Annotated in this window: 17 protein-coding genes and 2 pseudogenes; 11 read left to right on the forward strand and 8 right to left on the reverse strand. The window is 41.0% G+C overall.

Features of this window, described 5'->3' with window-relative positions; all coding sequences use genetic code 11:
- Window positions 1-11: 11 nt before the first annotated feature.
- The 3 genes from ACQ86H_RS22815 to ACQ86H_RS22825 form a co-directional block, all read right to left on the reverse strand.
- Complete coding sequence (locus ACQ86H_RS22815; RefSeq protein WP_431292600.1) at window positions 12-674, reverse strand: ligand-binding sensor domain-containing protein; 663 nt, start codon at window positions 672-674, stop codon at window positions 12-14.
- 138 nt (window positions 675-812) lie between these two features.
- Complete coding sequence (locus ACQ86H_RS22820; protein WP_431295455.1) at window positions 813-1052, reverse strand: endo-1,4-beta-xylanase; 240 nt, start codon at window positions 1050-1052, stop codon at window positions 813-815.
- Entirely contained in the window at window positions 1016-1978 is a 963-nt protein-coding gene (locus tag ACQ86H_RS22825; RefSeq protein WP_431292601.1) for an endo-1,4-beta-xylanase, read from the reverse strand. Before ACQ86H_RS22825 ends, ACQ86H_RS22820 begins: the two co-directional genes overlap by 37 nt.
- Window positions 1979-2272: 294 nt before the next feature.
- Between ACQ86H_RS22825 and ACQ86H_RS22830 the strand changes: the two are divergent.
- The 7 genes and pseudogenes from ACQ86H_RS22830 (at window position 2273) to ACQ86H_RS22860 (ending at window position 9857) form a co-directional block, all read left to right on the forward strand.
- Window positions 2273-3360, forward strand: a pseudogene (locus tag ACQ86H_RS22830) (endo-1,4-beta-xylanase).
- A gap of 292 nt (window positions 3361-3652) precedes the next feature.
- On the forward strand, window positions 3653-5131 hold the full coding sequence (locus ACQ86H_RS22835) for a glycoside hydrolase family 3 N-terminal domain-containing protein (protein ID WP_431292602.1): 1479 nt from the start codon (window positions 3653-3655) through the stop codon (window positions 5129-5131).
- A gap of 24 nt (window positions 5132-5155) precedes the next feature.
- Window positions 5156-6280 carry a glycoside hydrolase family 3 C-terminal domain-containing protein gene (locus ACQ86H_RS22840; RefSeq protein ID WP_431295456.1) on the forward strand — a complete coding sequence of 375 codons (1125 nt, stop codon included), beginning with the start codon at window positions 5156-5158 and terminating at the stop codon, window positions 6278-6280.
- Between the two features lie 48 nt (window positions 6281-6328).
- The gene (locus tag ACQ86H_RS22845) at window positions 6329-7708 is read left to right on the forward strand and encodes a glycoside hydrolase family 43 protein (RefSeq protein ID WP_431292603.1); all 1380 of its coding nucleotides are present in this window, start codon (window positions 6329-6331) and stop codon (window positions 7706-7708) included.
- Window positions 7709-8003: 295 nt separating this feature from the next.
- A pseudogene (locus tag ACQ86H_RS22850) lies at window positions 8004-9036 on the forward strand (alpha-glucuronidase); the annotation flags it as partial.
- A 30-nt stretch (window positions 9037-9066) separates the two neighbouring features.
- The gene (locus tag ACQ86H_RS22855) at window positions 9067-9261 is read left to right on the forward strand and encodes a hypothetical protein (RefSeq protein ID WP_431295457.1); all 195 of its coding nucleotides are present in this window, start codon (window positions 9067-9069) and stop codon (window positions 9259-9261) included.
- On the forward strand, window positions 9258-9857 hold the full coding sequence (locus ACQ86H_RS22860) for a hypothetical protein (RefSeq protein ID WP_431292604.1): 600 nt from the start codon (window positions 9258-9260) through the stop codon (window positions 9855-9857). The genes ACQ86H_RS22855 and ACQ86H_RS22860 overlap by 4 nt, the downstream gene beginning before the upstream one ends.
- 724 nt (window positions 9858-10581) lie before the next feature.
- Here the strand turns inward: ACQ86H_RS22860 and ACQ86H_RS22865 are convergent.
- From ACQ86H_RS22865 to ACQ86H_RS22880, 4 genes are all read right to left on the reverse strand, one after another.
- Complete coding sequence (locus ACQ86H_RS22865) at window positions 10582-12513, reverse strand: glycoside hydrolase family 97 catalytic domain-containing protein (RefSeq protein WP_431292605.1); 1932 nt, start codon at window positions 12511-12513, stop codon at window positions 10582-10584.
- Between the two features lie 36 nt (window positions 12514-12549).
- Window positions 12550-14973 carry a beta-L-arabinofuranosidase domain-containing protein gene (locus ACQ86H_RS22870; RefSeq protein WP_431292606.1) on the reverse strand — a complete coding sequence of 808 codons (2424 nt, stop codon included), beginning with the start codon at window positions 14971-14973 and terminating at the stop codon, window positions 12550-12552.
- Between the two features lie 121 nt (window positions 14974-15094).
- The gene (locus ACQ86H_RS22875; protein WP_431292607.1) at window positions 15095-17455 is read right to left on the reverse strand and encodes a glycoside hydrolase family 95 protein; all 2361 of its coding nucleotides are present in this window, start codon (window positions 17453-17455) and stop codon (window positions 15095-15097) included.
- Window positions 17456-17477: 22 nt separating this feature from the next.
- A complete protein-coding gene (locus tag ACQ86H_RS22880; protein WP_431292608.1) occupies window positions 17478-18353 on the reverse strand; it encodes an alpha/beta hydrolase in 876 nt (291 codons plus the stop codon).
- 477 nt (window positions 18354-18830) lie between these two features.
- Here ACQ86H_RS22880 and uxuA point away from each other — a divergent pair, with 477 nt between their 5' ends.
- The 3 genes from uxuA (at window position 18831) to ACQ86H_RS22895 (ending at window position 21770) form a co-directional block, all read left to right on the forward strand.
- Window positions 18831-20015 (forward strand): mannonate dehydratase, encoded by a 1185-nt coding sequence (gene uxuA / locus ACQ86H_RS22885; protein ID WP_431292609.1) that lies wholly within the window; start codon window positions 18831-18833, stop codon window positions 20013-20015.
- Window positions 20016-20104: 89 nt separating this feature from the next.
- Window positions 20105-21367: a family 43 glycosylhydrolase gene (locus tag ACQ86H_RS22890; RefSeq protein ID WP_431292610.1), complete on the forward strand. Its 1263-nt coding sequence runs from the start codon at window positions 20105-20107 to the stop codon at window positions 21365-21367.
- Window positions 21294-21770, forward strand: a complete 477-nt coding sequence (locus ACQ86H_RS22895; protein ID WP_431292611.1) for a hypothetical protein — start codon at window positions 21294-21296, stop codon at window positions 21768-21770. The genes ACQ86H_RS22890 and ACQ86H_RS22895 overlap by 74 nt, the downstream gene beginning before the upstream one ends.
- An 857-nt stretch (window positions 21771-22627) precedes the next feature.
- Here ACQ86H_RS22895 and ACQ86H_RS22900 read toward each other — a convergent pair.
- The gene (locus tag ACQ86H_RS22900; protein WP_431292612.1) at window positions 22628-23728 is read right to left on the reverse strand and encodes a glycoside hydrolase family 43 protein; all 1101 of its coding nucleotides are present in this window, start codon (window positions 23726-23728) and stop codon (window positions 22628-22630) included.
- Window positions 23729-24218: 490 nt separating this feature from the next.
- Here ACQ86H_RS22900 and ACQ86H_RS22905 point away from each other — a divergent pair, with 490 nt between their 5' ends.
- Complete coding sequence (locus tag ACQ86H_RS22905; RefSeq protein WP_431292613.1) at window positions 24219-25160, forward strand: sialate O-acetylesterase; 942 nt, start codon at window positions 24219-24221, stop codon at window positions 25158-25160.
- Window positions 25161-25203 lie beyond the last annotated feature (43 nt).

Below are 25203 nucleotides of genomic sequence, written 5' to 3' on the forward strand. Positions count from 1 at the left end.
TGCTGCAGACCCTATTCTGGTAAAAGAAGTTTTTTTCGGTTAAAAAGAAATAATCCATCGTCCGTTCCTACCCACATCCTGTGTTTGCTGTCTTCCATCAGGATGTTGATCATTGCCGGCGGAAGTTTACCGAATTGACCGGCGGCTATTGGAAACTTGGAAACCTTTTTGGTATCCGGATCAAAAACATCAAGCCCGGTAAAGGTTGCCACCCATATCTTACCTAAATAATCACTGGTGATATATCTGATCAGGCTGTGACTGAATCCTGTTGGGGTATTTGAAGCAGGATAGTTGATGAACGCATTTTTTCTCCTATCAAAAAGTGCAAGCGAACCTCCGCTGGTACCAATCCAAAGATTTCCCCGTCGATCTTCGTAAATTGCCTTAACCTCATTTGCCTGTATACTCGCAGAATCGTTTGCCTGGCGTTTGTAGGTTGTGAAGTTAGTACCATCAAATTTATTTAATCCGTCTTCAGTGCCAAACCACATCAAGCCATATCTGTCTTTGAAAATTACGGTTACATTATTAGAAGATAATCCATTTTTAGAGGTGAGCGCGGTGAAACGCAATTCAGGCTGTTGCGGTTTCGGTTGTGCCACAGCATTTACAGCACTAAAAAGCACGTAAATGAATAGAACTAACGATAGATATGCAGACCCTTTGAGCATCACTTAATATTTTGCTGTATTAATAAAATTTTAACTTCAAAGGCGCCGGATGGCCACAAAATGAGCTACAATCTGAGGAAGATTCAAAATTGTTTGGATACATGGTCTATTTGGTTTAATGGTGGTAAGATAAAAAAACTAATCTAGTTCAGCGCAACCTAACTGCTTGAACGGCGTATTTTCTTCATTTTTTAGATAAAACCGATTATTTACTAAAATTAACGACACCACGGTAAGCTTTTTTCTTTGCAGATTTTTATCAAAGAGCAGTGGATAGTTTTTCCTTCCGGGTACGGGATATTGATCAAGCCATGTAGAGCGATCTGAAAGATTCCAGAAAGTTACACTGCTGATGTCCTTTTTAAATTCCCTGAAAATAGAAAAAACCTTTGCGTACCTATCACTTTGCTTTTTTCAAGCGATGCTGTCAGGCTGTCGGACTCACCGGGTTTCTTGGCTCTTAAATTTTTCTCCCATTTATAGATAGACATATCCAGTTCTGTAATCTGAATTTGCAAGCCAAGAGAAGCATATAATTTTAAAGATTCCCTTAACTCGGTGTCGCCAGGCTCAAAAATAGACCAATGCCCCTGTAAGCCTACCCCATCAATAGGCACCTTATTATCAACCAGTTTTTTTAGCATTTTATAGATTTTTGCTCTTTTTGCAGGTCGTTCCGAGTTATAGTCATTATAAAAAAGCAATGCATCAGGATCAGCCTCATGTGCATATTCGAACGCCTTGGCTATAAACTCATCCCCACAGATCTCTGTCCATAATGAAGGTCTCAAATATTGATCATCTTCATCACCAATAACTTCATTAACCACATCCCAGGCGTACACCCGTCCCTTGTACCTTCCCACAACGTTTGTGATATGGTCTTTAAGCCGTTTAAGCAACAATGCTTTATCAACCCGTCCTCCTGAACTATTCTTAAAAATCCAGGCTGGCGCCTGCTCATGCCAGCACAAAGTATGTCCCCTTATTTTGAGCCGGTTACTAAGCGCAAAATTAACCAGTGCATCGGCCTCGGCCCAATTATAAACATCCTCGCGAGGATGAATGGGTTGCATTTTCATCGCGTTCTCGGGCGTTACACTGTTAAATTCTTTTAAAAGCAGCGCCCCCTGCTCTCCTTTTATGGTTTGGGCCGAAACCGCAACTCCAATATTGAAGTAAGACTGATAATAATCTTTCAAGCCGGGGTTATTTCTCTTAGCCTTGTTGTAACTTCCACAACTGGAAAAAGCTGCTAAAACAGCAGTAGTAAAGATGGCAATATGAAATTTAGTTGTATGCATTTATATTTGGTTGAATGGCAAATCGATTTCGTCCCTGCAACGTTGCAGAAAAAAACCGGGTAAATTTAGACCTAAGTATATAGACCAGCTGTCATATTTGTTAAAACAATAACTACAGATGTTCAAAAAAGCAACATTGCGACAAAGAACATCTGCATAAATGGCCAACAAAGCCTTGCAAAGGTTTGTCATAAATCCATTACATGACATTTGTTTCATAAAATTGACGATAAGAAGCCTGATCAGCATAAAAAACATACGATTTTGCAACCTTATAGTCTTGCCTGATCAAATATGAGAAAACCGAATATCATCCCCCGCCTGGCCGTGTTACTTCTTATTAGCGGAATAGTTTTTAGCGCCTATAAAAGCCAGGAAACTAATGCCAAAGGATTGAAAGACCACTACCGAAAATATTTTCCTATAGGTGTAGCCGTTACGCCATGGGATCTTAGTGGAGATAAACGGAATTTGATTCTCAACCATTTCAACAGCATCACATCTGAAAATGCAATGAAAATGGGTCCTATTCATCCCATGGAAAATACCTATAACTGGAAAATTGCAGATTCTGTGGCCGCTTTCGCCAGGATTAATGGTTTAAAGTTACGTGGCCATTGCCTGGTGTGGCACAAGCAAACACCAAACTGGTTATTTAAAGGCGAAGATGGAAATATGGTTTCGAAGGAAATTTTATTAAAAAGGCTCCAGGAGCATATCAATACAGTAGTAAACCGGTATAAGAAAGATATTTACGCCTGGGACGTAGTAAATGAAGTCATTGCAGATGATTCCGCTTACTTCAGAAAGTCACCGCTATACCAGATCGCAGGTGAAGATTTTGTAGAAATGTCTTTCAGGTATGCCCACCAGGCAGATCCGAAGGCACAACTTTTTACAACGATTACAATACCGAACAACCATCAAAACGGGATAAAATTTACAGGATGCTTAAAGGCCTGCTGGCTAAGGGTGTGCCAATACATGGCGTTGGCCTCCAGGGACACTGGTCTGTAAATAATCCAAGTCGTTCTGAACTTGAAAAATCCATTGCACTATTTTCGTCGCTTGGACTTAAAGTTCAAATCACCGAGCTTGATGTATCGGTTTATAGTGGTAACCAGGGCGGACGGTTAATCAAGGGCAACGCAAGCAGCGAGGTTGAACCATTCACTCCGGAAATGGAAGAAAAGCAACTTAGCCAGTATAAAATGATTTTTGAAGTGTTGCGCAAATACAAAGCCAACATTACGGGGGTCACTTTCTGGAATTTATCAGATCGGTACAGCTGGCTGGACAATCGCGGACCTAAGAACTACCCCCTGTTATTTGATAAAAATCTAATGCCTAAAAAAGCATTTTTTGAGGTGATAAAATTCTAATGAATACATTTACCTTACATTCACAGAATAAGTATTCACTAAAACCTCGTTTTAAAATTAGCATCGAACCCGTTAAAAAGCTTTTAGCGCCTTTATTTATGCGTCGAAATGGTCTTCTACTACGCTCAGACTGACATACGAAATAAATTTTATTTAATTTTAAACAGGCCCCCAGTCTATTCACAATAATATTAACCAAATAAATCTATCCAAATCATTGAAATCTTCCTTATCTGTAAAGCGAACAGATATAAAGAAAATTCTTATCAATGAATTTTTTAGAAGCCAAATTATGAGAAAACACAACTACTTTAAAAAATTATTTCTTGCTATCCTTTTATGCAATTTATGCAGCTTGGTTAAGGCTCAGGAGTATCCTTTTCAAGACTACAAACTTCCATTTGAAAAAAGAGTAGATGATTTGGTTTCAAGGCTTAGCCTGGAAGAAAAGGTGATGCAAATGCTTAATGCTGCACCGGCGATTCCGCGCTTTAAGATTCCTGCCTACGATTGGTGGAATGAAACGTTACACGGAGTGGCGAGAACACCTTTTAAAGTGACCGTTTATCCTCAGGCAATTGCCATGGCTGCAACCTTCGATCCTTCTGCGCTTTATAAAATGGCAGATTATTCGGCTTTAGAAGGAAGGGCTATTTACAATAAGGCACTAGCGCAGGGAAGAACAAATGAACGCTATCTGGGCTTAACCTACTGGACGCCAAACATCAATATCTTTCGGGATCCACGCTGGGGAAGAGGCCAGGAAACCTACGGTGAAGACCCTTACCTGACAGGTACCCTGGGAGATGCTTTTGTAAGGGGTTTGCAAGGTGATGACCCAAAGTACCTTAAGGCTGCCGCTTGTGCGAAGCATTATGCGGTACATAGCGGTCCGGAACCACTTCGACACGTGTTTAATACTACGGTAAGCGATTTTGATCTCTGGGATACCTATTTACCGGCATTTGAAAAGCTGGTTACACAATCTAAAGTTGCGGGTGTAATGTGTGCATATAACGCTTTTCAAGGCCAGCCTTGTTGCGCAAATGATCTTCTAATGACTGACATTCTGCGCAGGAAATGGAACTTTAAGGGCTATGTAACCTCCGACTGCTGGGCCATAGATGACTTTTACAAAAACCATAAAACACATCCAAATGCGGCATCGGCTGCCGCGGATGCAGTTTTTCACGGAACTGACCTGGACTGTGGTACAGAGGCCTATAAAGCTTTGATTACTGCTGTAAAAACAGGAATAATTAAAGAAAAAGACATTGATGTTTCGGTGAAAAGGTTATTTATGATCCGTTTCAGACTGGGTATGTTCGATCCATCCTCGATGGTTAAATACGCCAATACCCCGAGCAGTGTGCTGGAAAATAGCGAGCATAAGGCACATGCACTTAAAATGGCGCGAGAATCGATGGTATTACTCAGAAATGAATCACATACGCTGCCTTTAAAAAAGAATCTCAAAAAAATCGTTGTATTGGGTCCTAATGCAGATAACTCAATTTCTGTACTGGGAAATTATAATGGCATTCCTTCAAAAATCACCACTGTTTTACAAGGCATCCGGGATAAAGTTGGTCAGCAGACCGAGGTTGTTTATCAGCAGGCTGTTTCTTTCACCAATGATACGCTGTTAAGTTACCTGGATTTAAATAGCGAATACAAAATTGACGGTGTTCAGGGCTTTAAGTCAGAATATTTTAGCAACATTTCATTGGAAGGGAGCCCGGTGCTAACCAGGACGGAGCCCAAACTTTAAAACAGCTGGCAGGAAGGCGAAAAAATTGCCGATAAATTAACAGCTAATAATTTTTCTGCCAGATACAGCACCACATTCAAGCCCACATCCACTGGCTCCATCACCTTCGAATTGAATGCTGATGATGGGTACCGTTTTATCATTAACGGCAAAAATGTAATTGACGCATGGTCAAGAAACCGTTGGGGCGCTAAAACTTATAAGTTAGAAACATCAAAAGATTCAGTTTACAATCTGGTTATAGAATACTGGCAGGGCGAGGGAAGTGCAAACGTCCGTTTAAGGGCGGGCACTTATGTCAGAACTGATTTCAAAGCGCTTGTTAAAACCCATGCAGAAGCTGACGCTTTCGTATTTGTTGGCGGGATTTCTCCGCAGCTAGAAGGCGAGGAAATGAGGGTGGATTATCCGGGATTCAGCGGTGGGGACAGAACATCAATTATGTTGCCTGCAGCTCAGACCGCATTAATGAAATCCCTGAAAGAAAGTGGAAAACCGGTCGTTTTTGTGATGATGACTGGTAGCGCCATTGCGATACCATGGGAAGCCGAAAACATTCCGGCTATTCTGAATGCATGGTATGGCGGGCAGGCTACAGGTGAAGCAGTGGCTGATATTCTTTTTGGAGACTACAGCCCTTCCGGGAGATTGCCTGTAACCTTTTATGCAAGTGATAAGGACCTTGGGGATTTTAGCGATTATAGCATGAATAACAGGACTTACCGGTATTTTAAAGGCAAACCACTTTATGGATTTGGTTACGGGCTTAGCTATTCTTCTTTTTTATATGAAAAATTTGTTGCTCCTGCGGCATTAAAAGCTGGCAAAGGCACAGAGGTATCGGTCTGGGTGAGCAATAAAGGAAAGTTTAGAAGTGATGAGGTGGTTCAGTTGTATCAACTTAACAACCAAGAATCCATCAAATCAGCGGCAAAGGCCCTGAAAGGTTTTAAGCGCATTAGCCTTGAACCAGGAGAAAGTAAACTGGTTAAATTCAGCTTAAAAGCAAATGATCTGGCTTATATCGGTCAGAATGGCTCAAGACAATTTTACAAAGGCAGTATTACATTAGCTGTTGGCGGCAGTCAGCCCGATGAGCTATCTCCAAAAAGCGGAAATATTATAAAAAAAGTTATCCGGGTAAACTAAACTTAATTGCCGCGATAAAATAATCGACAATACGTTAAAACAACTATTATGAAAGAATTAAACCAAAAATACTTTAAACTCGCGCTCCTGTTTTGTTTGTTATCCACGTTGGCAAAAAATTCCTTTGCCGATGATCATATTGCCAGCCACCGGCACCTGGCAGATCCCGCTACACTGGTGTATAACGGAAGAGTTTACTTATATGCATCCAATGATGATGACAATTCAGATGATAAGGATAGTGGATATAAAATGAAATCGATTGTTTGTATTTCAAGCAGTGACATGAAAAACTGGACAGATCACGGTGTCGTTTTTGAGGCACCCCGTGATGTATCCTGGGCCAATAGAACCTGGGCACCCTCAGTTATTGCCAGAAATGGTAAAATTTATCTTTATTTTGGTAATGGCGGATCTGGGATTGGCGTAGCCACATCCTCCTCTCCAATTGGTCCATTCAAAGATCCATTGGGCAAAAAGTTAATTGACAATGAAACCCCTGGCGTACAGCCTGCAAAAAACATGTGGTTATTCGATCCAATGGCCTTTTTAGATGATGACGGACAGGCTTATTTATATTTTGGGGGGAATGGTGAAGATAATATGCGGGTAATTAAACTTAATGAAGATATGATCAGCGTAAACGGCCAGGCAACTTCTTTTCATGTACCTTCCTTTTTTGAAGCTTCATGGATGCATAAACGAAATGGAAACTATTATTTCTCCTATTCCTCAAATCCGAAAGCAGAAATGAGGATCGATTATATGATGAGTAAAAGTCCAACCACTGGATTTGTTTACAAAGGCGTTATAGGCGCACAACCGCCTAATAATAACAACAATAATCACCACGGGATATTTGAATTTAAAGGAAAGTGGTACCATGCCTATCATAACAGGGTTGTCGCTATTAAAAAAGGCATCCCTCCGGTTTACAAACGAAACCTGGCCATAGAAGAATTAAATTATAATGCTGACGGTACAATCGCCCAGGTGATTTATACCGAAAACGGTGTGACACAAATTGGCGCAGTAAATCCTTATCAACGAAACGAGGCAGAAACCTTGCAGGATCAAAACGGGATTATGACCAAAAATACAGATGATGGTGGGATGCAGATTTCGGCTATGAAAAATAACAACTGGATCAAAATTCAAGGGGTAGACTTTGGAAAAAAAGGTCCAAAAGATTTTAGCGCAAGGGTAAGTGGTCTCTCACCGGGCACGAGCCTGGAAGTTCGTATAGGCAGTTTAGGTGGAAAACAAATTGCAAAACTGGTTTCTTCCGGCGATAAGTCAGCCGGCTTACAACTATGCTCTACAAAAGCCGAACTTATTCAAGGTAAACAAGATTTGTATCTTTTGGTATCCGGGGGTGACACCTCTACTGCAATTGATGTAGACTGGTGGCGTTTTCAGCAGCGTTAAACATCCAGGCATTTTAAGCCTGATATGATCACATGAAGACTCGGGAAACAACCCGGAAAATTGGATCAAATACTTTAAAGCAAATATAGAAAGAAAAATGGCATATATTAAAAGGATAATTATTGTTGCATTGCTGATGCTAACACAAGCAACAATATTAAAAGCTGAGGATGGCCACGCACTATGGCTTCGAAATGGTTCTGGAATCAAAGTTAGTATTTCCAGCCCGGTCCACTCTTCTATTGTAGACCTTGCAACAGATGAACTCACAAAAGGCTGGCTTGGCAAGGAGAATATGGTTTTGAAACTTAACCTAAGCAAAAATCCGGCTATCAAAGGCGATGGATTCCAACTGGAAGAATCAGCAATCAATGCCCGTACAGAACTGGGTTTATTATACGGTGCCTACGAATTACTGAGGCGACAATACCTAAACCTCCCGCAGCGCAATTTTATTTCAAACCCATCCTACTCCAGAAGAATCCTCAATCATTGGGATAACCTGGATGGCAGCGTTGAAAGAGGTTATGCTGGTCATTCAATATTCTGGGGAGAAAAAGAAAATGGACTGGGTATTACGGAGCAGGATAAAGCGAAATGGACAGCCTATGCAAGAGCAAATGCGTCTATCGGCATCAATGGTTCGGTGTTAAATAATGTCAATGCATCTGCCAAAATTCTCTCTAAACCTTATTTGGAGAAAGTAATGGCGATCGCTGAGCGTTTACGCCCTTACGGTATAAAAACCTATTTATCAGTTAATTTTTCTTCGCCTGTACTTATTGGAGGATTAAAAAGCCGACCCATTAGATCCCCAGGTTCAGCAATGGTGGAAGGATAAAGTGAAAGAAATTTATAAACTCATCCCTGACTTCGGAGGATTTCTGGTAAAGGCAAACAGTGAAGGACAACCCGGACCACAGGATTATGGCAGAACCCATGTTGATGGGGCAAATATGCTGGCCGATGCCCTGGCTCCTTTCGATGGAATCGTGATGTGGCGCGCTTTTGTTTACAATCCATCTCCCGAGGACAGAACCAAACAAGCTTATAAAGAATTTTTACCGCTGGATGGAGCGTTCAGGAAAAATGTAATTTTACAGGTAAAAAATGGCCCACTTGATTTTCAGCCGAGAGAACCTTTCAGCCCGTTATTCGGAGGAATGTCGAAGACACCGGTAATGCCTGAATTTCAAATTACCCAGGAGTACCTGGGTGGCTCAAAACAACTTGTTTTCCTCTCTACCTTATGGGAAGAGTGTTTAAATAGTGACACTTATAAAAATGGGAAGGGCAGCACAGTTGCCGCCTGTACCGATGGCTCATTAAGCAAAACTGATTTTACCGCCATTGCAGGAGTGGCTAACATCGGTAATGACGCAAATTGGACCGGACATATTTTTGCCCAGGCCAACTGGTATGCATTCGGACGCCTGGCCTGGAATAACAAACTAGAGAGCAAAGTGATAGCAGCGGAATGGATAAAACAGACTTTCCTTGATAATAAAGCAAAAAAACCGACGCCAACTTTGTCAAAACCACTCAAAGGATGATGATGGAGAGCAGAGATGCAGCCGTTGATTATATGATGCCACTGGGACTTCACCATATTTTTGCCGAGGGTCATCATTATGGTCCTGCGCCATGGTTTTCTAATGATAAAATCCGTGCAGACTGGACTTCTGTTTATTACCATAAGGCAGACGCCGGCGGCATAGGTTTTGACAGAACCCGTAGCGGAAGTGATGCGGTTGACCAATATCATGAGCCATTAAGTTCAACCTTCAATAACCTCTCCAGCTGTCCGGAAATGTATCTGCTCTGGTTTCATCACGTACCATGGTCTTACCGCCTGAAAAGTGGAAATGATTTGTGGACTGAACTCTGTATGCGTTATGACCGGGGTGTTAATAAGGTAAGGTCCTTTCAAAAAGACTGGGATAGAATGGACGGCGCAATAGACAGCGAACGTTTCTCAGCGGTACAATCTAAACTCCGAACACAGTGTAGAGACGCTCAAATTTGGAAGGATGCCTGTCTGCTGTATTTCCAGCAGTTTAGTAAAAGGGAGATTCCATTTGAAATTGAGCGCCCGGTACATGATCTTCAATCGCTGAAAGAATTAACTAAAAGCCGGGATTATAATTAGAGAATATAGCGACTGTACCATTATAAAGAATGTAATCCTGAAGGATAATTTATGGTATAAATCAATATAAATGACAGTAATTAATCTACAAGTAAAAATTCTCTCGTGTTACCGTCATTTCGAGCGGAGTGCTACCTGTACCGATTTTACATCGGTAACGCAGTCGAGAACCCGAAGGCTCTGCGAAGCAAAATCTGTTCTGATAGATCTCTCCACTTCGCTATGCTCCGGTCGAAATGACGCCCTTGTATATCTGTCATCAACCGTCCGACGTATTTGAAAAATTCTAACCTCTACCATTAACAGATTCAAATAGAAATGTCGTCATTGCGAAGCAATCTTTTATGCCAGCGATCCTTACGATAAAGATTGCTTCCCCGAAAATCGGGGCAGGCTGTCGGCTGAAAAAGCCTTCTCGCCAGGACGATTATTCTTTCGGTCCGTCACCCTGAACTTGTTTCAGGGCCTTACTTTTATTATAGTTTTTCACCATATAAGAAATGTAAGAGCATATAAGGTATTGCGCCTAATATTTTGTTGCTCTTTGTGTCTTGGTGCTTAATCTTTTCTCCACTGCATCGTCTTTGCGAGTAACCATCAGGCCTTATTCCTAAAAAAATATGAATGAGGCCTTAAAGAACACTGATAATCAATTATTTACAGGAATGATATTATAATAAACGAAGCAATCTCAATAGGACGACAATAAGTTTCCAGTCGCTAATTAATCTTCAAAAACCAGTGTAAAACCATCATTCCCTTTTAAGCTTAAACCCAATTTCCCATCAGAGCCCACTGTTATTTCCTTAGATTTTAAATTAACTTCAGCAGATCCTTCTGAAAAAATCAACTTCGCTTTTTTATTTGCCAGGAAGGCTAAATTAAGCGATAAGTCTCTTTGTTTATTTTCGCCATTAATACCAGAGACATACCATTTTTTGCCGCTTCTTCTGGCTACGATATAAAATTGTCCTGGGTAACCGTCAATAAACCGGGTATCATCCCAGTTGGTTGGCAATTCCATAAGGAAGGTTTTAACAAAATCAGGAACATGAGACATACCGGAAGGTGTTTCTGCAAAATGCTGTATACCTGAGAGAAAAATAACGGAGGTAGCCAGTTCAAAAGCCGGCGTAGTTATCCTTTTTATCCCTGGGATTTTATACAACACCATTGGCGTAAAATCCATCGGATCGAATACATTACGCACCATCGCACTCATCACAGCATGAGAAGGGGCTTTATTTGCTGCATCCTGGCTGAAGGAAATCATTTCGTATCCAAATACTGCTTCGGCGGTCATCAAATTAGGATAGGTCCTCTGTAGTCCCCTTGGCAGGGTGGCGCCGTGAAAATTGACCAGTAATTGATAACTGGCGGCGTCTTCCAAAATATCCCGATAATAATTTATCATCGACTGTCCATCTCCCGCAAAAAAATCTATTTTTACGCCTTTTATCCCCATTTCTTTTAAACGGGCAAATTCCTGAACCCTGCTTTGATGAGTTAACAGTTGATCTCTGGGCGTAAATTTTACGGTATTCCAGTTTCCGGCAGAATTGTACCAAAGGAGCAGGCCAACATGCTTTTCTTTTGCATATTTGGCAAGCACAGCAATAGAATCATACCCAATGGTTTTATCCCAGTTAGCATCGATTAAACTGTATTGCCAGTTCATGCTGGCCGCATAATCAACATATTTTTTCTGCACGGGATAGATCGTTGCGGCATCTTTTTCCAGCACCCAACTCCATGCGGCCTTTCCAGGCTGAATAAATGCTTTATCCATTGCTATAGCTGGCTGGGCAAGATCAGTTCCCAGGGTAGATTCCGAAATTGCCTTTAAATCACCAATGGCAATAATTCTCCATGGCGATTTCCAGGGCAAAACCGATTCAGGAAGTATAGCAGCATCAGGAATACCTTCGGCTGGCTGAGGGAAGTTAACCAAATACTCATTATTAACCGATTTTTGGGCAAGCGAGGTTCCGCAGTAGCCCCGTCCCAGATCTGCTTCGGTGAGGAGCATCCAAACCTGACCTGATTTAAATAAAGCCGGATACACCCAGCCATTTGAACTGCTTGATGGCGTTCCCACCGGTATATCCATATTATAATGAGCCTCATAGGATGGATTAGTGTGTTCAAACCCCGTTTGTGCATCGGCTTTAGGTTGCATCCAGGCCATGGTTCCATCTAAAAAACGGAAACTGGTCGACTCTTTTGTTATTCGTTTTAAGTCTTTATTCTTTTCAGGAAACTCGTACCTGAATGCTATCCCGTCATCAGAAATATTGAAAATAATGTTCATCCGGCTCCCTTTAAGGGTTTTAAATTCAAAAGTTGTCTGGGTGGCTTTATAAATGATGGAACTTTTCTTTGCATTCACCATCGTATAATTTTGGCTCACCGTGGTGGGCTTAGATACTTTGGTTAATACAAGTCCTTTAGAGAAATCCTCATCCTCACGCACGAGGCCCAGCTTTGAATCAGCAAGCACCAGCTTGCCCTTATATGAAATAGTGTAATTTAATTTTTTCGGGCTACACACCAGCTCCAGGTTTTTGTTGGGGCTAAGCAATTTATAATTTTCGGTTTGTGCTATGCCGGCTTTGCAGCACATAACCAGGCCGATGAGCCCAATTAATATTTTCATGTTTTAATTTTGATTAAATGTTCTATTTAGAGTTCGTTATTTATTATCAACACTCTTAAGCAGGCGTATATAATAAATTGCACTCGATGTATTTCCCTGCGAAGTCTGAATCCGAAGCCTGATATTTTTCTTTCCCGAAAGCAACTCGCGAGGTATTGCATATTCCTCAGTCTTGAATTCAGAAGTATTCCATTTTTCTGAATTATCTAAGGTCAGCAGTTTTTTATCGTCAATGTAAATATCAAAAACTTTCTTTCCCCATTCTGCGCCCCAGTATTTAAGCGAAATTTTAAGCTCGGTTTCCCCTGTTGTTTCAAGCAGATAGCTAAAATATCCACCATTATTGGCCGAACGCCAGAACTGGTCTGAGAAAGTTCCCGTTTGGGAACCAGTTTGAAGCAACTGGTGGTCCACCTCCGGCTGTTGTTCTCCTGGTGCCACAAAATCAACCGTTCTTTTTTCAAGTAAAAGTTTTCCTTTTTCCAAAGCTTGCAGGGAATCTAAATAATTCTTGTACTGGTCCTCGTTCAGGGTCATCCAATACATCATATACCTGGAATCGTGGATTTTATAAAATGGCTCAAGCGCTAACTTGGCAGGATTAATGATTTTGAGGTTGGCAAAGTTGAATTGCATTGCTCTGTCTTTCTCAGGCACTACGCTGGAGATCACCTGACCGGCCCCGCTCGCGATCAATATTGGTGCCTGATCAACGGGTAGTTTTTCGCCACTGGCAATATGCCCCCATCTACTCTGATCAGCTACAAGTCCTTTCAAATCCTGTGTCCCGGTTTTCGCAGCAAGCAATATCGGCCCGTGAAGGATTGCGCTATAAATCGGCAGGTTCGGCAATTGCTCCAGGCTGGTATGCATAGGCAGTTCAATCTCCACAACATCTCCTTTCTTCCAGCGTCTTTTTATTCCAACATAAGATGAGGCATCTGCATCGCTTTTAACTTCTTTATCATTGACACATATTTTTAGCTGTCCTGGTTTTACCCATGCCGGATATCTTACCATAAAAGTAAAGTCTGCATCCCCATTTTCAATCTCGATTCTGGTTTTTTCAGCATCAGGAAAATTAGTTTTTTGTACGATTTTAATGCCTTTTTTTTGCCAGTCAAGCTGCGAAGCTATAAACAAGTTCAAAAACAGTGAATCTTTACTGTGGGTATAAATTACCTGCCCCAGCTTACCATAGTTTTCCATTCCACTCCCCACACAACACCACATGGCTTTGTTTGGAGCAGAATATACACGATAATGCCTCGGGCGGGCGGGCGTAAAATAAACATAGCCACCATGAACGGGATGTTGGGCAGACAAAATGTGGTTAAACAAAGCTTTTTCATAAAAGTCCATATATTTCCCTAGCGGCTGATCACGGAAAAGTCCTTCAGAAAGCTTGAGCATGTTATAGGTATTACAGCTTTCCGGCCCTTCTACATCATTGATGAAATCAGGCGCAGAAGCCGGGCTTGGAAAGAACTCTCTTCTACTGTTTCCTCCTAAAGCGAGTGTGCGGTTATGGGAAACGGTTTCCCAAAAAAAGAGACCTGCACGTTTATAAACATCCGTATTTGACAACTCTCCGATGCGCTGGAAGCCAATAGCCTTTGGTACCTGGGTATTGGCATGTTTATTATTGAGATTATCTTCTCTGCGCGACATTGGCTCTAGTAGCTGATGATGAGAAAAACGCATAGCAGCATTTAAATACTTTTTATTTCCGGTAATCTCGTAAGCATCTGCAATAACCTCATTCATTCCACCTTGTTCGGAACCAAGCATACTTTGCATTTGTTCATCCGATAGTTTGGCAGTTATATCCAGGCTCCAGTTACAAAAGTTTATAAATATTTTTTTGGCATCTTCATTTACTGTATATAACCAGGCATCGCGAAGACCTGCGAACATTTTATGAACGTTATACCAGGGAACCCAGGCTTTACTGAAGGCTTTAAAATCACCTGTTTTGAAAGTTGACCAGATCTCAGCACTGTTAGGTACGCCTCCAACATATCCAGTAGCCCAGCCGGGATGATTTACGGCATTAGCAAGCTGACAGGCTTTGAGCTCTTTGATCATATAATCCAATCTTTTCTTACATTCTACATTTCCGGTTGCGGCATAAGTCATTGACAGGGCAGAAAGGTAATGGCCTCCTATGTGGCCATCCAAACCGTCCCAGTTTTTATACGAGCTCTTTTTAGGCGTCAGGCCAGCCTGTTTCAGGTAAGGCGCCAACAATCTGTCAACATCATATTCGAGCAGTGTTTTTAAGTTCAGGTCCTGGGCATGTTTAAAGGGTCCATCTAAAAGACGAACTGACTGAAGAGGGAATTCATTGGCATATAATCTATCCTGGCCATTTGCATTGGCAGTCCAGCTGATCATAAAACCTAAGATGTAAAAAATATGCTTTCTCGCTAAGGTTCTCAGATTTGGTTTACGAATCATATTAGTGTGTTATAATCATTTTATTTTTTTAACAGGGTGTAGACTTTTCCTACATCTGTTTTAATATCATATAATTGAGTTTCTGGCAAATCAAGAGATCCCCCAGATGCCAGTTTGGAAACTATCGGTTTTGGCGTTTTTGTCGTGAAAAAAAAGGATTTTGATTCTCACCAGTGGCATTTCTGGCTTCAAGTTTCGATAAATTTAACTCATTAGGCACCCTGATCCGTAAATTTCCACCCAGGTTCGATTTAATCACCAGTTTAGTAATCATGCCATTTACCCATTCCAGTTTAACAATCTCAAATCCTCCCTTTGCCCGTAAACCACTAACATATCCATTTGATTTCCACACATCGGGAAGTGCAGGCAAAAGTTGAATGGCGCCATTATCTGATTGCATAAGCATCTCTGCGATACCAGAAGTGCATCCGAAATTGCCATCAATCTGAAAAGGCGGATGCGCATCAAAAAGATTATTGTAAGTGCCGCCACCCGCCCGGTTTCCACCCACGGGCGTTAACTGGTTCTGAATAAGTTTGTAGGCATGATTTCCATCCAATAGTCTTGCCCACCAGTTCACTTTCCATCCCATACTCCAACCTGTAGAAACATCGCCACGCTGGATTAGCGTCTTTTTGGCTGCCAAATACAATTCAGGTGTTTGGTATGGCGATATTTGAGCGGAGGGGAATAGGCCATATAAATGAGATATATGCCGGTGGTTATCGTTTGGATCGTCAATATCATCAATCCATTCCTGCAACTGGCCATATTGCCCAACCTGCATTGGCGGGAGCTGGCTGCGCATTTTTTTCAGGGTATCTGCAAACGCTTTATCTTCGCCTAAAATTTCTCCTGCACGGATGACGGTGCTGAAAACATCATATACAATTTGATTACTCATTGTGGTACCTGCATCAAGCGAGGAGCCCTGATGTGCTGCAGGAGCATTTTCCGGAGACATATCCGGATTAATGACCAGATAGCCTCTTTTAGGGTCTTTAACCAGGAAATCAACATAAAACATTGCCGCTCCTTTTAAGGTTGGATAGGCTAATTTAAGAAATGCCTGATCTCCGCTATAAAGATAATGCTCCCACAGATGCTGACTGGCCCAACCTCCGCCATGGCTCCATGCTCCCCAGAACGCACCATCAACAGCGCCGGTAGTTCTCCAGATGTCGGTATTATGATGCGCCATCCATCCCCTGGCACCATACATATCGTGGGCTGTCTGCTTTCCGGTTTCTCCCATTTCCTGAACCATTTTCAAAAAAGGCTCATGCAATTCGGCCAGATTTGTTTTCTCCGCAGGCCAGTAGTTCATCTCTGCGTTAATATTAATAGTATACTTACTGTCCCAGGCCGGATATAATTTATTATTCCAGATACCCTGCAGGTTAGCAGGCTGACCACCAGGCTGAGAGCTTGAAATGAGCAGGTAGCGTCCATATTGAAAATACAGGGCTGCAAACTGCGGGTCGTTAACGGAATTGAAATTCTTAAGTCTGACATCAGTAGGCACATTTTCAAAATCCGCAGCGTCTAGGGATAAATCTACCCGATTAAAATATTTGTGATATTGTAATTGATGAGCTTTTAAAATCGCCTCAAATTTTTTCGGGAATGCACGGTTTAACATTTCCCTGGCCTTTAACTTTTCATTCCCACTAATATCTTTGTAACTGATAAAGTTTGTGGCAATAGATAAATAGATAGTTACCGCGTCGGCATTTTCGACAACAATTGTACCCTCCGTGCGGGAGATTTTCCCACCAATGTTTTTAAATGCAGCGATCCCATTGAAACGGACAAGGCCCGGTACACCTTCATGTGTACTTGAGGTCCCGGTAATTTCAATTTGCCCTGGCACTTGCGTGTTGATTTTCGCACCAGGATGCAGGGAAGATAATGAAGATGTAAAGCTTAACGCACCTGGTTTACTTGAGCGAAGCGCTATCGCAATCACACCATCGGCCATTGAGGCCAGAACACGTCTGGTATAAACCACGTCTTTTACCTTATAACTGGTGGTGGTTACCGCATTACTGATATCCAGCTCGCGATAAAAGTTTGTATAAGCTTCATGGCCGGCAAAATCCAGGTGTAAATCTGCAACGGGTTGAAAAATCTGCCCCTGAGACTTTTTGCTGATAATAACTTTGTTGGAGAGCAATTCTGCCTGCTTTTGTTTACCCTGAAAAATAAGCGTCCTAATGCGGGCCAGAGAGTCTAAGGCTAAAGGATTATCATTCCTGTTTGGGCTACCGCTCCACAGGGTATGCTCATTTAACTGAATAATTTCATTAACAACATTTCCATAAACCATTGCACCAAGCCGCCCATTACCAACAGGTAATGCGTTCTCCCAAATTTTTCCGGACGGGCTATTATACCATAATTTTAATTTTGGTTTTTGCTGGGCAATACCTGAGAGAACAACATGGATTAATAGCAGCAGTATCGCAAAATTTTTCATGGAGAAGAATAATAATCAGGTATTAAGGGTTGAGACTATAATTTTGGAAAGAAGCCTGATCAACAGGTTTAAATAACAGCTGACTAAACAGGTACAAATCATTCTTCCATACTTTAAAATCATGCACACCTGGTTCGATATAATAAATATGTGGCACATTTTTATCTGCGAGATACTCGTGGGTACGCTGAGAGAAATTTAGCAATCTATCATTATCACCGCAAGAAATCCAAAGCAATTTAAGCGTAGCTTTAGCTTTTGCCGGATCTGGTAACAATTCTGCAGGCACCTTGGTATTTGGAGCAGAAGAAAAGCCACCAACCCAGGCAAATGTATCCAGATTGCCCAATCCAAAATTCAAAGACTGTCCCCCACCCATAGACAATCCGGCAATGGCACGATGCTCCCTGTCTTTAAAAACGTGATAATTTTTTTCCACGTATGGAATCAGATCAAGAAGTAAGTCCTTTTCAAAGTTTGCAAAGGCAGCAACTTTTTCCGGAGCCATAATATTTCCTGTGGCACGGTCATCCTTCATCGCCCTGCCGTTTGGCATCACAACCAACATGGGTTCAAGCTTGCCCGAAGCGTACAGGTTGTCGAAAATGACCTGAGGTTTCCCTCCATTCAGCCATTCCTTTTCATCCCCACCAATGCCATGGAGCAGGTATAAAACCGGGTATTTTTTAGTTTTCAGATAACCTGGCGGAAAATAAATGGTGGCTTTCCTGGTTGTTCCGACCGTTTTTGATGCATATTGTATCGTATCTATTTTTCCGTGGGGGATTTCTGCCTGACTAAGATCGAAACCTGCAGGAGCCGCAGGAATCTGCTTTTGCGCGAAAACTACAGTTTGAATAAAAATCAGTGTTGTCAGAATGGAGATTAATCGTTTCATTTTAGTTGGTTAGAGTTGATTGGCAGGATTAATTGACTACCCGCCAGAATTAATTATCACTACAAACTTAAGTGCATCGCACCGCAAGATGATGGAACCATTGATTATATTGATGCAAAAAATGTTCAAAAACACCATTGAGCGGGACAAATCATCATTTATTTAAAAATCTTTAATGAACTTAGGTTATAGATTCTTTTCAAAAAGAAACCTAACCAGAGCATATTTCAAAAAATAATTGACCTTAAACTTCACTAAGCTAAGAAAAAATTAAAAGTTATACAGCATTTTTAGCAATCGATTGCATTGAAAAGTTTAGATTAATGCAGGCAATTTTATTATGGAACCAAGCCTAAAAACAAAATATGAAACACACCATTACAGAAGTGGAAAAATATTGCCGCTCAAATTACAAAAGCAAATTAAAAATATGACGATAAGCGATCAAAAGATACTTCAAAACAATACCCATCTGCTATGAAAATGACCCAAACAATGCGCTGGTACGGGCCCGATGATATTGTTACACTAGCCCATATTCTGCAGGCAGGCTGTACAGGAGTGGTAACTGCTTTACACCACATCGCCGTCGGAGAAATATGGCCGGAGGAAGAAATATTGGCCCGTAAGGCGATTATTGAATCTAGTGGACTGACCTGGGAAGTGGTCGAAAGTCTGCCCGTACATGAAGATATAAAAAAGAGGCAGGGCAGTTATCAGCTATGGATTGAAAATTATAAAATCAGTCTGAAAAATCTGGCAAATTGCGGAATCAAAGTAATTACCTATAATTTCATGCCGGTGTTAGACTGGATGCGCACCGATTTGAAATTTAAAACCCACACCGGCGCACTTGCTTTAAGATTTGAGAAAACCGCATTCATTGCTTTTGACCTTTATTTGTTAAACCGACCCGGAGCAGCCAATGACTATACGCCACAGGAATTGGAAGATGCCAAAAGCTACTTTATTAAACTCAGTTCACAAGAACAGCGCACTTTAATGAGTAATTGCCTGCAGGGCCTGCCGGGAAGTAAAGACCATTTCACTAAAGATCAGGTGCTTACTTTACTGGAAGGATATAAAAACATTTCTGCAGAGATACTGAGCAATAATTTAATCAGTTTTTTGCAGGAAATCACCCCCACAGCTGATCAAAGCGGGCTACAGTTGGCCATTCATCCGGATGATCCTCCCTACCCGATTTTAGGTTTGCCAAGAATTATGAGTACAGAAGAGCATGCGCATAAAATATTAAAAGCTGTGCCTGCGCCCTCCAACGGAATCTGTTTTTGTAGTGGTTCTTTTGGTGCCAGGCCAGATAATGACTTAAAGGGAATGATTGAACGGTTGGGAAACAAAATATATTTTCTACATCTGCGAAGCGTTCAACGGGAGGATAATGGCAATTTTTATGAGGCCAACCACCTGGAAGGAAATGCAGATATGAGTGTTTTGGTTACTGCAATCGTAAAACTTATGCGCGCCGGGGACAGATCTATCTATATGCGCCCTGATCATGGCCACCAAATGCTTGATGATCTGGATAAAAGCCCTTACCCTGGCTATTCTGCTATAGGAAGACTGAAAGGACTTGCCGAACTGCGGGGACTCGAATTGGGGATCAGCGAAACCTTAAAAACAGAAAACTTACATCATTAAATACATGCCGCAACTTTTAGTTTGATATTAAGCATAAAAAATCAACAAAAAGCCTGAGCATATTTTCTTCAATAGCCAAATATACAATTATGAAAAAAATCCTTTATTTATTCTTGCTATGCCTCACCTCTCAAGCATTTGCACAAATAAAATTTACAAATCCAATTCTTGCAGGTTTTTATCCAGATCCAAGTATCACTAAAGTAGGTACTGACTATTACCTTGTTAATTCTACTTTTTCCTATTTTCCGGGCATCCCTGTCTTTCACAGCAAGGATTTAAAAAACTGGAAACAGATTGGAAATGTAATTGAGCGAAATACGCAGATGACTTTTCTGGGCGATGGAACCTCACGTGGTTTGTTCGCACCATCTATTAATTACCATAAAGGAACCTTTTATATGACTTGTACTAATATAGATAAGGGTGGAAATTTTGTCATGACTGCTAAAAATCCTGCAGGCCCATGGAGCGACCCTGTATGGCTTCGCGAAGTAAAAGGAATCGATCCATCTTTATTTTTCGATAAGGATAAAGCCTATATCGTTTACAATAGTGATGCCCTGGACAATAAACCACTTTACAGTGGCCACCGTACCATCCGGACGTATGAATTCGATCCTGTAACACTCAAAGTTAGCGGAGAAGAACATTTACTTGTAAATGGCGGAGTGGATATTTCTAAAAAACCGGTATGGATTGAGGGACCACACATTTTTAAACGCGAAGATTGGTATTATATATGTGCTGCTGAGGGTGGAACAAGTGTAAATCATTCCCAGGTTATTCTTAGAAGCCGGTCAGCTACCGGCCCTTATGTTCCTTATGAAAACAATCCAATCCTAACCCAACGTGACTTGGATCCAAACCGTCCGAATCCGATAACCTCAACTGGTCACGCAGAACTGGTGGAAGGACCTGATGGAAAAACTTACGCTATTTTTCTTGCCGTGCGTCCATACGAAGGAAATTTTTACAACACCGGAAGAGAAACCTTTATTGCACCGGTTAAATGGACAAATGGATGGCCTGTAATTAACCCCAATTTGAAGGAAGTTCAATATCAGTATGCAGCGGATTACAAGGAAATCAAGCAAGCAGACGCGCCACCACAAAACGGGAACTTTTCGTACAGGACTACATTTGATAACAAACTAGACCAATCTTTACTTTTCTTAAGGAAAAACGACAGTTCATGGTATAGCTTAAGCAAGAAAAATGGGTTCACGATGAAACTTAAGCCTGAAACCTGTATGGAGAAAGCCAATCCGGCATTTCTTGGAAAACGTCAGCAGCATACATTCTGTACGGCCAAGCACAGCGCTTCAATTCACCCCGAAATCCGAAAATGAGAAAGCAGGACTAATGATTTTCCAGGGAGAATTTAATTTTTACTTTATGTGCAAATCCATCAAAGAAAACAAAACAGTTATTCAGCTTTTTAAAGGTGATAAAAAGGCCGGAAATATGGTATTGATTACTGAATTACCACTTTCAAATCCATCGGCAGCGATACAGCTGGAAATTGAAGCTAAGGGAGGTTTATACGATTTTAAATATAAACAAGGGAACGAAGGCTGGCTTACTTTAAAAAACGATGTTGACGGTAAATATTTAAGCACACAGGCTGCAGGCGGATTTATCGGATCGCTGTTCGCATTGTACGCAACGTCTTCCGGCCAACAGAGCGATAATACAGCTAGTTTTAAGTGGCTGGATTATAGTGGTAATGATAAAATCTATCACTCAAAATAACAGACGACACTAAGTCGTATAATCAGTTTAAGGTCCTCCTCTCCATCCGGTAGTTATCGGATCGAGAGGAGGGCCTTTCTAATTGTCATCCTGCGGGTTAACTTATTGTTTAAAATCAATATGTGACGTATAATTGTCTTCTCTTGTCCAAGGGCGCGGTCTTGCCTCGGCTCGCCGCCGCCGAAGGGCTCTTTCTTTTTGGCATCAAAAAGAAACAAAAACTGCCGGCTGAAAATTTTTCTTTCGAAGCTGGTAGGTTGGCTTGGACAGTACAGGCCGAAAAATTTGTTAGGCCGGATTTAAGTAGAACGGGGATATCGTGCTATGGCCTAGCTGGATGGAAATGCGAAAGCAGTTAAAATGCTGATTAATAATTATTTGTAAAATAACATCAATGATAGAGGTAATTTATGGAATAAAATTAATAGGAGAAACAGGAGAATTTAATATTGTAGATCTCCCCAATAAATCGTCATTGCGAAAAGGCTTTTTCAGCCGACGAAGCAATCTTACAACGATCGCTACTAGCGTGAGCATTAAGATTGCTTCGTTTCTCAGCAATGACGATTTTTTTATTGGAATCTTTTAAGATAGTCTGTTGAAATACCTTTGATAATACAATGAACATTTTGATAATCTTTAGAGACTGTCTCATAAACATAGAATTGTCATCCTGAGCCTGTCGAAGGACCTGTTTTAAATGCCTTACAAGGCGTTTCGACAGGCTCAACGTGACAAATTCAAAATGAATTACAAGTTATGATACAGCCTCGGAAGATAAAAATTCAAAAAAACCTGGTTTTGTAATACCAGTGCTTTCTTTTTAGAAAGGTTTAACCTAATTCTTACTTGCTAACTTAATCTTTATTGGGTTTTATCAGCTCAATTGTACCATCTTTAAGGTGATTAAGTTCAGTTACTTTCACGTTTCTTAAATGTGTTTTTCCCGAGAGTTGTGTATCATGATAAAAGATATACCACTTACCTTTGATTTCAACAATGGAATGATGAGTAGTCCAGCCCTCAACAGGAGTCATGAAAGTGCCCTGATATTTAAAGGGACCCCACGGATTATCCGATATTGCAGATGCGAGAAAATGAGTGTCGCCTGTTGAATAAGTAAAATAATACTTCCCGTTATATTTGTGCATCCAGGCGCCTTCAAAGAATCTACGGTCATGATCCTTGGTAAGAAGCGGTTTGCCTTGCTGATCTAAGATTACAACATCTTTTACTTTCCCGTCAAAAGTGGTCATATCCTTACTTAGTTTTACAACTTTTGCAGTTAAAGCAGGTTCATTTTCCTTTTCGGAATCGGTTTTAGAACCATTCGGATCATATTTTCCGTCTTTCCAGCGTTGAAGCTGTCCGCCCCAGATTCCACCAAAATACATGTAACTGCTGCCGTCAGTATCCGTAAAAACCGCCGGATCGATACTAAAACTACCTTCAATTGGCTCTTTAGCTGCTTTGAATGGTCCGGCTGGATCTTTAGATGTTGCCACTCCAATCCTGAAGACATCATTTTTATCCTTCACAGGAAAATAGAGATAGTAGGTGCCATTTTTATAGGCCGCATCCGGTGCCCATAATTGCCTGCCCGCCCATGGAATATCACTTACAGAGAGTGCGGTATCATGAATAGTAACCTTACCTCCTATACTGTCCATACTAAGAATCCGATAATCCTTCATATCAAAATGATCACCGTTATCATTTTCCTTTATACCCGATTCAATATCATGAGATGGATAGATGTAAATTTTCCCGTTAAACACATGTGCAGAAGGGTCTGCAGTATAAATTTCCTTCACCAGCGGTTCAGAAAGGTAGTGTTTTGCTTCAGTTTTTGCAGCTTCAGTTTTTTCTGAGTTCTTGCTTCTTTCCTGACACGAGCTACCTAAAGCAGCAATTAGCGCAACGGCCAAAATAGATTGGCTTTTAATTTTTGGATTCATTATTATTCATTTTTAGTTAAATACGATTACAGAAAAATTTATCCTATTCAGGAAGCACCATGATTTAGATAGGTTTAAAATCCTATCGAATTGCCTCCATCTACAGGCAATACAACACCAGTTACATAAGAAGAGTGCTCCAAGCATAGATTTATTTGGTTAAAATTTTGCCGCAATTTTTCGGATAAACAGATTCGAAAAATATAGGTGAGGCAAAAGATAAAACTATGTTAAAAGAAGAATTTAGGATAGAAACTTTGAATAATATGATAGCAGAAATGTTGATTATAAAATTATAAAACAGGTATAACGCCCGCTTTTTTTAATGCTTCTGCTTATAATCTGTTATTCAATTGCCAAAATTAGTTTATCGCAGGTATCAGGCTGGCCGATAAATTTTGCCCAAATGAGCTTTTTTTATGATGAAAAATGCTAGTTCCAATCTGAAGCATTTAATATTTTAGCTTCAGGTTAAACGATGGAAATTAATATGAAACAAATCATTACAAAAGGACTAAAACATTCGATAGCGTATTCGATGAAAACGATAGGCACCAACCTGAATAACGTTGCGCTAAAATTTACCAAACCTAAAACCTACAGCAAATGCTTCGGAATTGCCTTGTTGCTTGCATCCTTGTTGTGCAATAGCGAAAAATCATACGCTCAGAAACCTAAATTATATGTTTTCCTGAGCTTCGGTCAATCTAATATGGAAGGAAATGCTCCTTTCGAACCTCAGGATACAACAGTAAATAACAGATTCAGCGTTCTGCAGGCAGTTGACTGCCCGGAGTTAGGTAGAAAGAAAGGAAATTGGTACACGGCTAAACCACCTTTGTGTCGATGCAAAACCGGCTTAACGCCAATGGACTATTTCGGAAGAACCCTTCTGGATTCACTTCCCAAAGATGTAAGAATTGGTATCATCAATGTAGCAGTTGGAGGTTGCAAAATTGAGTTATTTGATAAAGATAATTATCAAACCTATACGGCCACTGCGCCAGAATGGATGAAGACAGCCTTAAACGAATACGGCGGAAATCCGTATGGCCGTTTAGTGGAGTTAGCCAAAGTTGCCCAGCAATCCGGCGTTATCAAAGGTATTCTGATGCACCAAGGTGAATCCAACACCGGCGATCAGGAATGGCCAAAAAAAGTGAAGGCAGTTTATGAGAACCTAATCAGGGATTTGAATTTAAATCCGGCATCCACACCCCTCCTCGCCGGCGAGGTAGTTAATGCGGATCAAGGAGGGATATGCGCTTCGATGAATAAAATTATTGCAAGCTTGCCAGAAACAATTCCTAATGCACACATCATATCATCAGCTGGCTGTACCGATGCTGCAGATAATCTACATTTCAATGCACAAGGCTACCGCATGCTTGGCGAGCGTTATGCTAAAACAATGCTTTCCCTATTAAAATAACATCAAAAAATGCAAAAAAAAATATTTGGGATATCACTTTTTA

The sequence above is a fragment of the Pedobacter sp. P26 genome, assembly GCF_050632135.1.
Taxonomy (GTDB): Bacteria; Bacteroidota; Bacteroidia; order Sphingobacteriales; family Sphingobacteriaceae; genus Pedobacter.

Excerpts from the sequence above, each read along its gene's own strand:
- ACQ86H_RS22880 (WP_431292608.1), bottom strand. The coding sequence starts at position 18,353 with ATGAAACGATTAATCTCCATTCTGACAACACTGATTTTTATTCAAACT.
- ACQ86H_RS22870 (WP_431292606.1), bottom strand. The coding sequence starts at position 14,973 with ATGATTCGTAAACCAAATCTGAGAACCTTAGCGAGAAAGCATATTTTT.
- ACQ86H_RS22875 (WP_431292607.1), bottom strand. The coding sequence starts at position 17,455 with ATGAAAAATTTTGCGATACTGCTGCTATTAATCCATGTTGTTCTCTCA.
- ACQ86H_RS22860 (WP_431292604.1), top strand. The coding sequence starts at position 9,258 with ATGATGATGGAGAGCAGAGATGCAGCCGTTGATTATATGATGCCACTG.
- ACQ86H_RS22815 (WP_431292600.1), bottom strand. The coding sequence starts at position 674 with ATGCTCAAAGGGTCTGCATATCTATCGTTAGTTCTATTCATTTACGTG.
- ACQ86H_RS22835 (WP_431292602.1), top strand. The coding sequence starts at position 3,653 with ATGAGAAAACACAACTACTTTAAAAAATTATTTCTTGCTATCCTTTTA.
- ACQ86H_RS22825 (WP_431292601.1), bottom strand. The coding sequence starts at position 1,978 with ATGCATACAACTAAATTTCATATTGCCATCTTTACTACTGCTGTTTTA.
- ACQ86H_RS22905 (WP_431292613.1), top strand. The coding sequence starts at position 24,219 with ATGAAACAAATCATTACAAAAGGACTAAAACATTCGATAGCGTATTCG.
- ACQ86H_RS22865 (WP_431292605.1), bottom strand. The coding sequence starts at position 12,513 with ATGAAAATATTAATTGGGCTCATCGGCCTGGTTATGTGCTGCAAAGCC.
- ACQ86H_RS22900 (WP_431292612.1), bottom strand. The coding sequence starts at position 23,728 with ATGAATCCAAAAATTAAAAGCCAATCTATTTTGGCCGTTGCGCTAATT.
- uxuA (WP_431292609.1), top strand. The coding sequence starts at position 18,831 with ATGAAAATGACCCAAACAATGCGCTGGTACGGGCCCGATGATATTGTT.
- ACQ86H_RS22845 (WP_431292603.1), top strand. The coding sequence starts at position 6,329 with ATGAAAGAATTAAACCAAAAATACTTTAAACTCGCGCTCCTGTTTTGT.
- ACQ86H_RS22890 (WP_431292610.1), top strand. The coding sequence starts at position 20,105 with ATGAAAAAAATCCTTTATTTATTCTTGCTATGCCTCACCTCTCAAGCA.